At 65.0% G+C, this 13412-nt stretch carries 10 protein-coding genes; 4 read left to right on the forward strand and 6 right to left on the reverse strand.

Translation table 11 applies throughout. The features are described 5' to 3' along the window. The first annotated feature begins 90 nt into the window (after positions 1 to 90). Positions 91 to 573 (forward strand): hypothetical protein, encoded by a 483-nt coding sequence (locus tag F468_RS0111715; protein ID WP_018993626.1) that lies wholly within the window; start codon positions 91 to 93, stop codon positions 571 to 573. Next, a complete protein-coding gene (locus F468_RS0111720) occupies positions 566 to 1564 on the forward strand; it encodes a phosphotransferase (protein ID WP_018995240.1) in 999 nt (332 codons plus the stop codon). The genes F468_RS0111715 and F468_RS0111720 overlap by 8 nt, the downstream gene beginning before the upstream one ends. Positions 1565 to 1606: 42 nt before the next feature. Here the strand turns inward: F468_RS0111720 and ettA are convergent, their stop codons facing one another. The 6 genes from ettA to F468_RS0111750 form a co-directional block, all read right to left on the reverse strand. Then, the gene (gene ettA, locus F468_RS0111725) at positions 1607 to 3274 is read right to left on the reverse strand and encodes an energy-dependent translational throttle protein EttA (RefSeq protein ID WP_018174432.1); all 1668 of its coding nucleotides are present in this window, start codon (positions 3272 to 3274) and stop codon (positions 1607 to 1609) included. A gap of 208 nt (positions 3275 to 3482) precedes the next feature. Continuing rightward, complete coding sequence (locus tag F468_RS0111730) at positions 3483 to 3809, reverse strand: P-II family nitrogen regulator (RefSeq protein WP_018174440.1); 327 nt, start codon at positions 3807 to 3809, stop codon at positions 3483 to 3485. Further along, entirely contained in the window at positions 3806 to 6940 is a 3135-nt protein-coding gene (locus tag F468_RS0111735) for a DUF2309 domain-containing protein (protein WP_018995241.1), read from the reverse strand. The genes F468_RS0111730 and F468_RS0111735 overlap by 4 nt, the downstream gene beginning before the upstream one ends. Further along, positions 6937 to 7689, reverse strand: a complete 753-nt coding sequence (locus tag F468_RS0111740) for a hypothetical protein (protein WP_018174442.1) — start codon at positions 7687 to 7689, stop codon at positions 6937 to 6939. The genes F468_RS0111735 and F468_RS0111740 overlap by 4 nt, the downstream gene beginning before the upstream one ends. Before the next feature lies 1 nt (position 7690). Beyond that, on the reverse strand, positions 7691 to 9373 hold the full coding sequence (locus tag F468_RS0111745) for an NADH-quinone oxidoreductase subunit L (protein WP_018138822.1): 1683 nt from the start codon (positions 9371 to 9373) through the stop codon (positions 7691 to 7693). Between the two features lie 231 nt (positions 9374 to 9604). After that, on the reverse strand, positions 9605 to 12313 hold the full coding sequence (locus F468_RS0111750; protein WP_018138821.1) for a cation-transporting P-type ATPase: 2709 nt from the start codon (positions 12311 to 12313) through the stop codon (positions 9605 to 9607). A 175-nt stretch (positions 12314 to 12488) separates the two neighbouring features. Here F468_RS0111750 and F468_RS0111755 point away from each other — a divergent pair, with 175 nt between their 5' ends. Both F468_RS0111755 and crcB read left to right on the forward strand, forming a co-directional pair. Next, positions 12489 to 12923 (forward strand): CrcB family protein, encoded by a 435-nt coding sequence (locus F468_RS0111755; protein WP_018138820.1) that lies wholly within the window; start codon positions 12489 to 12491, stop codon positions 12921 to 12923. Further along, positions 12920 to 13336, forward strand: a complete 417-nt coding sequence (gene crcB / locus F468_RS0111760; RefSeq protein ID WP_018138819.1) for a fluoride efflux transporter CrcB — start codon at positions 12920 to 12922, stop codon at positions 13334 to 13336. Before F468_RS0111755 ends, crcB begins: the two co-directional genes overlap by 4 nt. Positions 13337 to 13412: the final 76 nt, after the last annotated feature.

Raw genomic sequence — 13412 nt, forward strand, 5'->3', positions numbered from 1 at the left:
GCAGGTGCAAACGCATCAGCGCCAACCCCGGCTTGCCCGTTGGTACAACCCGGGATACTGTCGGGTTCGGATCAAGAGCAGGGGACACACATGAACCCGAATCGCATCAGGAGCCTGACGGCTGCCACCATTGTGTTCGCCGTGGCCGGCAGCGCCCACGCCGCGGGCACCGCGCAGCTCGAGCTGGATGGGCAGTCCCATGATCTCGACGTTCAGGTCTGTGATTTCTCAGGCGAGTCCGACGAAGGTGACCTGCAGACACTCGTTGGCGATGCCGAGACTGAAGATGGCCCGATGCGGGTGTTTGTCTCGCGCAATGAGGTCAGCGGCATGCTGATGCATACGGTCAGCGTGCAGATCGGGGATGTAATGTCGCCGGAGGGCGAGGTGCTGGAGGCCAACCGCAGCCGTTCCGGCGATCAGTGGTTCTCCGCTGCGGACGGTCCCTCCGAACCCCTGATCCGGATCGACGGCGCGGAACTGGTCGCCGAGGGGCTGTTTTCCGATACCGGGATGACGCGGGATCCAGTCGAGGGGCGCCTGACCGCGACCTGCAACGACCCGGGTGTCTGAGCCAGGCCGCGACGGATCGCAGGCGGCGGTCGCCGCTGCAGTATGCGCAGCCACGGGCGCCCGCCGCGCGATCCCCATCGAGCATGTCCAGACGCTCTGGAGCGGCTACGGCGAGATCGTCCGCTATCGTCTGGAGGGGGCGTCCGTTCCCACCGTTATCGCCAAGCACATTGTGTTTCCGGCCAATCGCCGCCACCCGCGCGGCTGGTCAGGGGCGCGGGGGCATGAGCGCAAGCGGCACTCCTATCAGGTCGAGATGCACTGGTATCGCGACTGGGCGGGGCGCTGCTGCGACGCCTGTCGTGTCCCGCGATGCCACCTCGCGCAGGACCTGGGCGATTCCCACCTGATTGTGCTGGAGGACCTGGATGCCGCCGGTTTTCCGCTTCGGCACGATGACCTGTCGGTGGAGCAGGCCGGCGTTTGCCTGGGATGGCTTGCGGCCTTTCACGCGACCTTTCTCGGTGCCAGGCCCTTGGGACTCTGGACTACGGGTACCTACTGGCACCTCGCGACCCGGCCGGACGAATGGGCGGCCATCGCTGATCCCCAACTGCGCGAAGCAGCCCCGAAGCTCGATCAGCGACTCAGTTCGGCGCGCTTTCAGACGCTGGTGCATGGCGATGCCAAGGTCGCGAACTTCTGTTTCAGCGAACGTGGCGATCGGGTGGCCGCGGTGGATTTCCAGTATGTCGGGGGTGGCTGCGGGATGAAGGACGTTGCGTACTTCATCGGCAGCTGTCTGGACGAGGCTGATCAGGAACGCTTCGAGAAGGAACTGCTGGAGGGGTATTTCGCTGCACTGCGCTCGGAGGTTGTCGCCACGCACGGAGGGGGTGTGGACCTGGACGCACTGGAGCAGGAATGGCGCGAGCTGTTCCTGCTGGCCCAGGCGGATTTCCAGCGTTTTCTGGCCGGCTGGAGTCCGGAGCACTGGAAACGCAACGACTACGCCGAGCGCGTGACGCGCAGTGTGTTGGAACGGCTGTAAGGCCAACCGTCCGGACGCGGAGAGCGCCCGGACGGGTTCGCGTCAGGAAGCGAGTCGCTTGTACTTGACCCGATGGGGCTGGTCGGCCTCAGCGCCCAGGCGCTTGTGGCGGTCTTCCTCGTATTCCTGGTAGTTGCCGTCGAAGAACACCACGTTGCCATCCTCCTCGAACGCGAGGATGTGCGTGGCGATGCGGTCGAGGAACCAGCGGTCATGCGAGATCACGATCGCGGAGCCGGGGAAGTCCAGCAGGGCCTCTTCCAGCGCGCGCAGGGTCTCGACGTCCAGATCGTTCGTCGGTTCGTCGAGCAGCAGGAAGTTGCCACCGCTCTGGAGCAGCTTGGCCAGGTGTACGCGGTTGCGTTCCCCGCCGGACAGCTCCTTCATGCGTTTCTGCTGGTCGGTGCCCTTGAAGTTGAAGCGGCCGACGTAGGCGCGTGACGGCATCTGGAAATTGCCGACCTGGATGATGTCCTGGCCGTTGGAGATCTCCTCCCAGACGGTTTTCTCGTCCTGCAGCGCGTCGCGGCTCTGGTCCACATAGGCCAGCTGCACGGTCTCGCCCAGTTCGATCGTGCCTTCGTCCGGCTGTTCCTGTTCGGCGATCATGCGGAACAGGGTGGTCTTGCCGACGCCGTTCGGGCCGATCACGCCGATCAGCGCGCCGCGTGGCACGGAGAACGACAGGCCCTGGTAGAGCACGCGGTCGCCGAAGTTCTTGGACAGGCCGTCCACCTCCAGCACCTTGTCGCCCAGGCGCGGGCCCGGCGGGATGTAGATTTCCTTGGTCTCGGAGCGCTTCTGGTAGTCGGTGGAGGCGATCTCCTCGAAGCGCTTCAGGCGCGCCTTGCTCTTGGCGCCGCGGCCCTTCGGGTTGGAACGCACCCACTCGAGCTCCGACTCCATCGCCTTCACGCGGGCGGCCTCGGCCTTTTCTTCCTGCTTCAGGCGCTTTTCCTTCTGCTCCAGCCACTGCGAGTAGTTGCCCTGGAACGGGATGCCCTGGCCGCGGTCGAGCTCGAGAATCCAGCCGGCCACGTTGTCGAGGAAGTAACGGTCATGGGTGACCGCGACCACGGTGCCCTGGAACTCCTGCAGGAAGCGTTCCAGCCAGGCCACGGATTCGGCGTCCAGGTGGTTGGTCGGCTCGTCGAGGATCAGCATGTCCGGGCTGGACAGCAGCAGGCGGCACAGGGCCACGCGGCGGCGTTCCCCCCCGGACAGGGTCTTCACGTCCGCATCCCACGGCGGCAGGCGCAGGGCGTCTGCGGCGACCTCCAGCTTGCGCTCGAGGTTGTGGCCGTCGGCCGCTTCGATCTTCGCCTCCAGCTCGCCCTGCTTGGCGGCCAGGGCATCGAAGTCGGCATCGGCCTCGGCATAGGCGGCATACACCTGATCCAGCTCGGCCAGCGCCTCCTTGATCGGGGCCACGGCCTCCTCGACATTGCCGCGCACGTCCTTGCTCTCGTCGAGCTGCGGCTCCTGCGGCAGGTAGCCGATATTGATGCCCGGCTGCGGCCGCGCCTCGCCGACGATCTCGGTGTCCACGCCCGCCATGATGCGCAGCAGTGTGGATTTCCCCGCACCGTTGTAACCCAGCACGCCGATCTTGGCGCCCGGGAAGAAGTTCAGGTTGATGTCCTTGAGGATGTACTTCTTCGGCGGGACGATCTTGCCCACGCCGTTCATCGTGAAGATGTACTGCGCCATGATGCTCCTGCGACCTAAGGGGTTTGAATGAGGGGCGGGCCACTGACGACCCGCGCTGGGGTCGCACTTTACCATTCCGTGGGGTCCAGGGGCGCGTCTTCCGGCGCCGGACCCCTATTGAGGGCGCGGGTCCCGCGCGGCTGTGACCGGATCATGACCGGCTTGCTGGCCGCCGGATTCTGCGTTGCCGGAAATGAACTCGATCGCGTCAGCCCTTGAACTTCACCAGGCGGCTGACTTGGATGTCGGAGATGAAGACGACACCACTGTGCTGATTGAAGAAGGGCGTGAACCCTTCGAGGATCGGTTCGACCAGTTCTTCGGGGATCGCCGCGATGATCATGATCAGGACTTCGTCCTCGTTGAACATCAGGTGCCCCGAGTGGAAGCCCTGGCTACCCTTGCCGGAGAGATTGCCGATGATGGTGTAGCCCTTGACGCCCGCCCGATCCAGCAGATCGGTGGCAAACGCCTGGTGTTCGCCTTCGAGAATGATCTCGATCTTCTTCAGTGATTTGAGATTCAGGTCGTTCATGCGCGGTTTTCCTCCACGGCAGGTCGGTCGGCCGCATCTTGTGTGGAACGGGGCGGGGGTTCCTCGCGCCAGTCGCCGTCGACGAATCGGTACAGCCGGTCGGTTTCCGGGTCGAGGATGACGCACAGTACCCAGCCATTCGCAATCAGGCTCCGGACCTTGGGCACGTTTTCAATGGCCCGGCGCGCATGGGAGAGCGGGGCCTCGATCAGGGCCAGCAACCGGATCGGGTCGTGGTAGGGCAGCCCGTCGTAGAGTACGGTCTGGGCGGGCAGGCCGGTGCGCAGGTCCGAGAGGTTGCCGGTCATGACCCCGACGCGACAGGCGACGTTATGGTAGGCCTTGCTGCCGGAGCCGTAGCGTTCGTTGTCGACCGCCGAGAAATAGTGCTCCATGTTGATCCACTGGGCGACGATCAGCGGGCCGGTCAGAATGCTTTCCAGCAGTCGGCCTTTGGGGTCGACGCGATAGTCGTAGGAATGCAGGAACGTGCGGCCCTGCAGGTCGCTCGCCGCGGTCAGGTGTCGCCGGCCGATGATGAAGCCCGCATTGCGTGCCAGACCCCATTCGGGGCGCACCTGGGCCCAGTCGACCGTGTTGCGTCGTGCCCGCCGAGCGGCCGTTATGGTATCGGGGGCGTCCTCGAGATCCGGTTCCAGGGTCTGCAGCCGCTCGCGTGCCGTTCGGCGCGTGGCGGCGCGCAGGCCGCTGCGCAGGCGCTCGAGATAGACCAGGTGGCTGGCCGGCAGCAGGTCGAGGTCATGCAGCCGGATCTCGTCGGATGTGGTGTTGTGCATGGCGGGCAGAAACCAGGCGTCATCGGGGATGTCGATGCCCTGGGTTCGCAGCCGCCGTCGAACCTCGGGCTTGTTGCCCATGTGTGCGAGCACTCGCGCGCTGACGATACCGTGGCTGCCGCCGCAGGCGCCGCAGTCCAGGGCCGATTCGTAGGGGTTGTTGTCCGACTGGCTGCCGTGCCCCGTGAGGATGATGAAACGCGAGAACTGTTCGGTCAGGCCGATGGAGCGGAGCGCCTGGGCGACAAAGTAGGCCTGCTCTTCGAGGGAAAAGCCGATTCGTCCCAGTCGCTCGAGCTGCATATGGGCATAGGAACGGTTGATCCGATAGTCGTTCCGCAAGGTCGCGATGAACTCCGACTCCGCACTCTCGCTCAGGCCGAATTCGCGGGCGAAGACGGTCTGTTCGCTGCTGTTTCCCATTGCCGTCTCGCGCAACTCGCGGATCATGGAGTCGGTGATCGCTTCGCGCTCGATGTCGAACTGCTGATGAATCGCCTGGACGATGATGACCCGCTGCTGGGCGCGAACCACCGAATCCGCCTGTTCACGGGTAAGTTTGTCGACCATCAGGCGGGTCGAGGGCTGGTCCGACTCGATCTTGTTGCGCCATCGGTGGTAGGCCGCCGGCGCGACGGTTTTGCCAATCATGTCGAATCCGAAGAGCAGACCAATGGCCTCGACGGTGAAATACGGCGACAGCACGGAGTGCTTCAGGTCGTGCAGCAGGTATTCCGCCGAGGAGTACAGGTCCAGGTCCAGCTGCTCGGCGCCCGTGGTCACCTCCAGCACGAGGTTTTTCGGCGTGACCACGACCGGGCAGAGGTGATCCTCGCTGCCCTTGCCGAGCGCGATGAAGCTCACTGGTACCCCGAAGAAGCCGGCAATGCCGTAGGTCTGGTAGTCGCCGATGGTCTCGAGTTGACGCCGGACACGTTCGGAACGCACGTCGATGCAGAACAGCAGCTGCGCGAACGGGCGTTTTTCGCGCGGTGCGGGCGGGTCGAGTCGCAGGCCGGACAGAACGCTGCGGCGGTAGGTCGCCTCCATGGCCTCCAGCCAGACCATACCCTCGTGCCGCTCGAACTCGCCCAGCTGTTCCAGCACGGCGGCAAGCGGTCCGCGCTCGAGCCCGTCAAACAGCGCGGGATTCCCGGCGAGCGACGCCAGGGCGTGAAGCGCGCGGGCCTGGTCGCGACTTTCCGCGTGGCGTTTGGCCGGCAGGTAATGGTCCAGCTGCCGGGCGATCTCGGCCGGCCTGCCACGCGCGATAACGTCTTCGACGATCTCGGCCTGAGTCGGCAGTATTGCCCCGGTGAACAGTTCGTGGCGCAGGTAGGCCTCGCCGGGTCGCTCGGTCAGGAAGGCCTCGAGCGCCTTGCGGTCACCGGGCAACTTGTGCCGACGGCCATGTTCGCGGATCAGCGACAGCGCGAGCACCAGGCGGATAGCCAGGAAATCGATCAGGTCGGCCGGATGTTCGCGTGCCCAGTGGTAGTGGCTTGCCGTCGAGCGCCAGCGGATGAAGCCGGCCCAGCCGTGCAGGCGAGTCAGTTCGTGAACGATCAGATCGGGCCAGGCCTCTTCGGGGATCCCGATCGCGTCCAGGACATGGGCGATGATCGCCTCGGGACTGTCACACTCCGCCAGGATTTTGTGAGTGTACTGGCCGCGCAGGAACAGGCGCGGATGGTGATGGACGACACTCTTCCACGCGGCGAACAGGCCTTGTTCGCGGCCGGGCATCTGCCATGCCGACTGACCTTCGTCGAAGTAGTCCAGGCAGATCCTGATCAGCTGTTCGTCCAGCGTGGGCCCGATACGTGTGCCGAACACTGAATCGAGCGCCTCGTAGAGCGGCCGCATAGCCGGAAACGCGGCGTGCAGCCGGTCCGCGAGTATCCCGGTATCCGTCGCAGAGGGTGTGTGTTCGCGACCGTTCAGGGCGGCCGCCACGTCGTCGGCATCGGCGAGCGTGCGCGGCGTGATGACCGGATCATGGCATTCGGTCAGCAGCGTGCAGAGCAGGTCGAGCCCGCCGATCGCCCTAAGGGCCGGGTGGCTCTCAAGAGCGGCATCGACGCGCGCCTCGAGGGTGTCGCGGTCCACGCGGCCCTCGCGGAACAGTCGCTGGTAGTCGGCTCGGGGCAGGAATCCCCGCCCGTGGAACAGCTCTTCACCGCGCCGGATCGCGTCCGGGAACGGCAAGTTCTCCAGCCCGTGAAGCGGGTTGTGATGGATGAAGGTGCGCATGGGCCAGAAGTTGGGAATCGGCTCGGCCGCCATGTGCACCATCGAGCGGATCTTGAGCTTGCGTCCGAGGGTCAGCTTCACGGGGCACCTCCAGTCCACAGCAGTCCGGATACCACCAGCAATGCCACCAGTCCGGCGAAGGCCCATATCGATGTGGCCGGCAGGTCCTCGGCGATGGCGCCACTGCGCGGCCCGAACACTGTTCCTTGCAGCAGCCGCGCCCCTGCCCAGCTCCACAGCAACCAGGTCAGCAGGACCCCGAGGGCAACCCCGGGCGTGGCACCACCCAGCAGTGTCAGCAGAGCGAAGAAGCCGGGGAACAGTGGCAGGGCCATTGCGGAGAGCGTGGCTACCACGATCATGCCCGACAGGCGGGGGAGATCCCGCGCCAGCCCGCCATGCAGTCCGGTATAGGCGGTCTCCAGTCGTCGAACAAGCGCATCGCGTACCAGGAGCATCAGCAACGGGGCGGCTGTCATCGCGAGGGCGAAGCCGATCACGTCCGTCTCAGCCGGCCGCTGCAAGGCGAACAGCCACACCAGGGGCCAAGTGGAGCTGGCCAGCAAGGCCGCCCAGCGCCCGACGTCGCGGATGGTCAACAGGCGAAAGGCGTACAGGATCGCACTCAGGGTCGCCCAGACGACAAGCACTCCAGCGAATGGTGCGATATCACCCCACAGGATCAGTGCCACGCCGATCTGCGGCCAGGCCACGAAAAGCGCCACCTGCACGTAGGTGTTGCTGATGCGCGCAGCCAGCGCATTGAACGCCAGGCTCATCGGGAACAGTGGCAGGAAGAATGCCGCGACGAGGATCAGCAGAGCGGACATCTCAACCCCACCTCAGCCAGAGATTCAGGCGCCGGGAACCCGCCAGCAGCGAGACCGTCATGCGAGTGTAGAGCTCGGCGACGTAGAACTCGCGGGAGAACAGCGAGTACAGCGTCAGCCAGGTGCGTCCATGTTCCCTGTCGACCCGCTGGCGGCGCACGTGGGTCAGATAGGCGCCCATCCACCCGGCCACCATGACCAGCGCCAGTAGCGCGATCAGCACACCGAAGGTGATCTGGTCGATGCCTGCCGCGGTATAAAGCGCTTCGCGGAACTCGGCATCCGGATACAGGAAGCTCTCGAAGCTGTGCCCGACAAAGCTGTAGCCGACCACGATCACCGCGAATGACAGGACGATCAGGGCCATCATGCGCAAGGGATTGCCGGTATCCAGCCGGTGCGTGGCGAACAGCACCTGGACGCCCGTGATCCAGCCAAAGAACAGGAGCACGATCGCGCCCTGTTTCTGGAAGAAGTCCGGGGCCACCCAGTAGTGTGCGAGCACCAGGATCACCAGCGGCACGATCAGCATCGCAGCCCCGATCAACAGCCATGGCAGTCGGGCCGGGGCCGACTTGCGTTCGACCAGAAAGTCGTAGAGCGGGTCGTTCGGCACGCCGTCGTGCTTGCGCGCGGCGCCAATTACCTTGCCGGCACCCAGGAACAGCGTGCCCTTGAACAGCCCGTGGGCAATCAGGTGGAAGATCGCCAGCGCGAACGCACCCGCACCGGTCTCCATGATCATGAAGCCCATCTGGCCCACGGTGGAATAGCCCAGCGACTTCTTGATGTCGTTCTGCGCGAGCATCAGCATCGAACCGAGTACCGCCGTGAACAGGCCCACGATGAACAGCAGATGCAGGACCTCGCTGCTGTGGACGAATACCGGCGCGAAGCGATTGATGATGATGCCGCCGGCGTTGACGATACCCGCGTGCATCAATGCCGAAACCGGTGTCGGTCCCTCCATGGAATAGGGCAGCCAGGTGTGCAGCGGGAACTGGGCGGATTTGGCAAAGGCCGCCAGCGCCACCAGGAAGGCCACGGTTCCGGCCACCGGCAGGTCCAGGAACGTACGGGCGTCCGGCGCCGCTTCGATCCGGGCGAACAGGGTGGGGAAGTCCAGCGCCCCGTAGGCCTGGAAGAGCACCATCGCGGCCAGTACCAGCGGCAGGTCACCCAGGCGATAGGTAATGAACGTCCAGAACGCGTAGCGCTGCGCGTTAACGGGTTCGGTGTTGTGCGCCAGCAGGAAATAGAGAAAGACGCCGATCAGATGCCAGGCCACCAGCAGGGTGATCAGATCGCCGGCCATGACCATCAGCAGGATCGAGCCGGTCATCAGATCCAGCAACATGAAAAAGCGCGCGTACCCCGGCTCCTCGATCATGTAGCGGATCGAATAGATGTGGACCACCAGGCTGATGCCGGCGACGACCAGCGCCATGATCGCGCTCAGCGGGTCGATCTGCAGACTGCCCCAGCCGCCGGCCATGACCGTCCATTGCGGCCCTGTGTCTCTGGCGATGTAGGCGATCAGCTGGAAAGCGGCCACCAGCACGACGAGCAGGTTGATGCCCACGCTCAGCCGTGCGACCCGTTTGCCGAGTCGGGCACCGAACAGATGGACGAGTAATGCCGAGAGGAAGGGGAGGAGAGGGATCAGCCACTGCGTCTCGATCATTGTCTCGACCTTGGTTGGCGCTGTTGGCTGCCCGTCGGGGTGTTGACTTCGATGTACCGGATAATAGGTAAAGAAATATCCAAAAACACGCCGTCCGGATACAAAACAGGTGGGCCGATTGCAAACTCTGGCCCTTCATCACGGGAGGCGTACGCGGGCCCCGGCGGGCTGTCCGGCGTGAGCCAGTCGCGGACGGGGGCGGCCGCGGCCGGCTGCCGGCTCGGGGCTCCTTTACTGGTGCGGGTTGAAGCCCCTGCGGCGCAACAGGGCCTTCTCGAGCTCCACCAGGGTAAAGAGGATCAGGCCGAACGCGAGGATGCGCAGCCACTCTTGCGGTCCGATGGCGGTGGTGCCGAACAGGAGTTGCAGTGGCGGGGCATAGGTAAAGAGGCTCTGGAGCACGATCAGGATCCCGATTGCGATCAGGGCCGGTCGGCTGGCGACGAGGCTTGCATGGCTGAGAGCGGGCGCCAGAAGAGAGCGGCTGGTAAGCATGAAGAACAGCTGCCCCATGACCAGGGTGTTGATGGCCACCGTACGGGCAAACTCGTGTTCGGCCCCCTGCTGCTCCAGCCACAGGAAGTGGCCAAAGGCACCGGCGACCAGCAGGGTGGACACGAAACTGACGCGCCAGAGCAGGAAGCCGGACAAGATAGGCGTATTGGGCGGGCGAGGAGGGCGTTGCATCACGCCCGGCTCGGTCGGTTCGAAGGCCAGCGCCAGGCCGAGGGTAACCGCACTGACCATGTTGACCCACAGGACCTGCACCGGGGTTAGCGGCAAGGTCAGACCCAGCAAAATGGCAGCGACGATCGTAAAGGCCAGTCCCCCGTTGCTGGGCAGCAGGAACATGATCGCCTTTTTCAGGTTGTCATAGACCGTGCGGCCTTCCTCGACCGCATTGGCGATGGAGACGAAGTTGTCGTCGGCCAGCACCATTGCGGAGGCCTCGCGTGCGGCCTCGGTACCCTTCAGTCCCATGGCCACGCCAACATCGGCGCGTTTGAGTGCAGGGGTGTCGTTTACGCCGTCACCGGTCATTGCTACCACGTCGCCGTGGCTCTGAATCGCGCGAACGAGCCGCAGCTTGTGCTCCGGTGTGGTGCGGGCAAATACGTCGACCCGCTGGACCATCGCCTGGAGGTCATCGTCCGAGGTGTCGTCCAGTTCGTGGCCGACCACGACACCGCCTTCGGTGCTGATGCCCAGTTCGTCGGCGATCGCCCGTGCGGTGACGCCGTGATCGCCGGTGATCATCTTCACGCGGATCCCGGCTCTCTGACAGTGAGCCACCGCTTCGATTGCCTCTTCTCGCGGAGGGTCGATGATTCCGCAGACAGCAACCAGGGTGAGGCCTCCGTTCTCGATGTCGTCGAACTCGAGTTCTCGGCAGTGCCTTTCCATGCGTTTGGTAGCGAGAGCGAGCAGGCGCTGACCGCGGGAGGCGACATCATCCATCCACTGCTGCCAGTGTTCGGTGTCCAGCGGCTCATCCTCATCGTCGGTGCGCTGGTGGCTGCACAGCGCCAGTACGCGTTCCGGCGCGCCCTTGAGGAAGAGGAAGGCGTGCCCCTCATGATCGTGGTGCAGGGTGGCCATGAACTTGTAGGATGATTCGAACGGGATCACGTCGTCGCGCACAAATTCCTTGTTCACGAGCTTCGGCTCCAGCCCGCCCTTCATCGCCGCGGTGATCAGGGCGCCTTCGGTCGGGTCGCCTTCCATGGTCCACTGGTCGCCCTTGAGATAGACCTCGGCGTCGTTGCACAGCAGGATACCGCGCAAGGTCTCGGCCAGCAGGGGATCGGTCTCCGGATCGGCCTCCTGGCCGTCGCGGGTGACCCCGCCGTGCGGCTCGTAGCCCACCCCGCCCAGTTCGTACTCTGCCTGGGTGGTGATGATGCTCTTTACCGTCATCTCGTTACGGGTGAGGGTGCCGGTCTTGTCCGAGCAGATGGTGGTAACCGAGCCCAGGGTCTCGACCGCCGGCAGGCGGCGGATGATCGCGTGACGGGCAGCCATCCGCTGAACCCCGATCGCCAGGGTGATGGTCATGATCGCTGGCAGCCCCTCGGGAATCGCCGCAACGGCAAGGCTGGCTGCAGCGAGAAAGGTCTCTACCAGGTCGTAGTCGCGCACCCAGAAGCCGAATGCAAAGGTGAGTGCCGCCAGCACGCCAATCGCGACTGACAACCAGCGGCCAAACTGGGCGATCTGCTGAAGCAGCGGAGTGGTGACGCTCTCCACTTCGCCAAGCAGGGTGGAGATGCGGCCGATCTCGGTATTGGCGCCCGTGGCCACCACTACGCCGCGCCCCTGGCCGAAGGCGACCAGGGTCCCGGAGTAGGCCATGGACTGACGGTCGCCAAGATCGGCGTCGCTGTCCACGGGGTCGGTCTGTTTGTCGCTGGCGATCGACTCGCCGGTCAGCGTGGCCTCGTCGACCCGCATATTGTGCGCCCCGATCAAGCGCAGATCAGCCGGGACTCGGTCTCCGGCCTGCAGATAGACGATATCGCCGGGGACGAGCTTCTCGGCGGGAATGCTGCGGCGTTGCCCCTCCCGCAGGACTTGCGCCTGGGGCGAGAGCATCCCGCGGATGGCTTCGAGGGCCTTTTCGGCCTTGCCCTCCTGGATGTGGCCGATGGTGGCATTGATCAGCACCACCCCGAGGATTACGCCAGTATCCAGCCAGTGACCAAGGAGCGCTGTGCCAACGGCTGCGGCGATCAGTACGTAGATCAGTATGTTGTGAAACTGCCCCAGAAAGCGCATCAGCGGTCCACGGCGTGGCGGCTGGGGCAGCCGGTTGTACCCGTGTTTTTCCAGCCGCTGGTGGGCGGTTTCGCTATCCAGGCCGTCAGCGTTGGTGCCAAGGGCATCCAGGGTCTGGTCGACGCCCCGGCTGTGCCAGTCGCGGTCTGGTTCGCGATCGCTCATGTGTATCCCTGACGGATGGCGGCTGTACATTGCTTCCGGTTGTCCTAATCATGCGCCGGGAAAGGCGATGTGTCAGGGCTTGTCGATGAACAGGCGCACTAGCGTGTGCCGAAGCATGGCCAAGTTGTATTTGAACAGATCCGCGGAGGGCGCTGAATCGGTGCGCCGAATGCAAATGCTCGACAGGCCGACTGCGGGCACAGACAATGCCGTCATGATCGACTGGTGGGAGGGCCTTGTGCTGGTGGGGGCAGGGGGCGCGCTGGGAGGGCTGGCGCGCTTCTGGCTGTCGCAGTGGATTGATAACCGCACCGGAGGCCGTTTCCCGTGGGGGACGCTGGTCGTGAACGCCTCGGGCGCGCTGCTGATCGGCGTGACGATCGGGCTGGTGGCGGACCCCTCCGGAGCGCGCTGGCTCTGGTTGTTGCTGGTGGTGGGGGTGCTCGGCAGTTTCACCACGGTCTCCTCGTTCAGCCTGCAGACGTTGGGTGTTGCGGAACGCGACGGCTGGCGCCCGGCGATCGCCTACGTCCTGCTCACACTGGGTGGTGGGCTGGCGCTGGTGTATATCGGCCATGCGCTGGGCCGCGTCGCGGGTGGTGCGGCATGACGGGCTACTCGCTGCGCCTGTCCGCGTTCGTCGCCCTGGGGGCCGCGCTGGGCAGCATGGCGCGCTATGGCCTGTCGTGGACCGGGCTGCACCTGATGGGAACCGGGTTTCCCTGGGACACGCTGGCGGTGAATGTGGCCGGCTCCTGGCTGATTGGGCTTTACGCCGTGATCAGTGCCCCGGAGGGTTGCCGGCCCGCCGATCCGGTGAGCCGCCAGTTTGTCCTGGCCGGCTTCTGCGGGGGCTTTACGACGTTTTCGGTGTTCAGCCTGGAGAGCCTGTGGTTGCTGGAGACGGGCGATCCCGGACGTGCGGCGCTGTATGTGTCCGTATCCCTGGTGCTGTGGCTGGCGGGCGTATGGCTGGGTAGCGTGCAGGGGCGTCGCTGGAATGCCGCTGCGTCACGCGGCTGAGGCCGGACGGGCCTGACGGCCCGGCCATGGACGGGGCGCGGCCGCGACCGTAGACTTCCCGGTCGTTTGTGAACGG

The organism is Thioalkalivibrio sp. ALJ2 (assembly GCF_000378325.1).
Classification (GTDB): Bacteria; Pseudomonadota; Gammaproteobacteria; order Ectothiorhodospirales; family Ectothiorhodospiraceae; genus Thioalkalivibrio.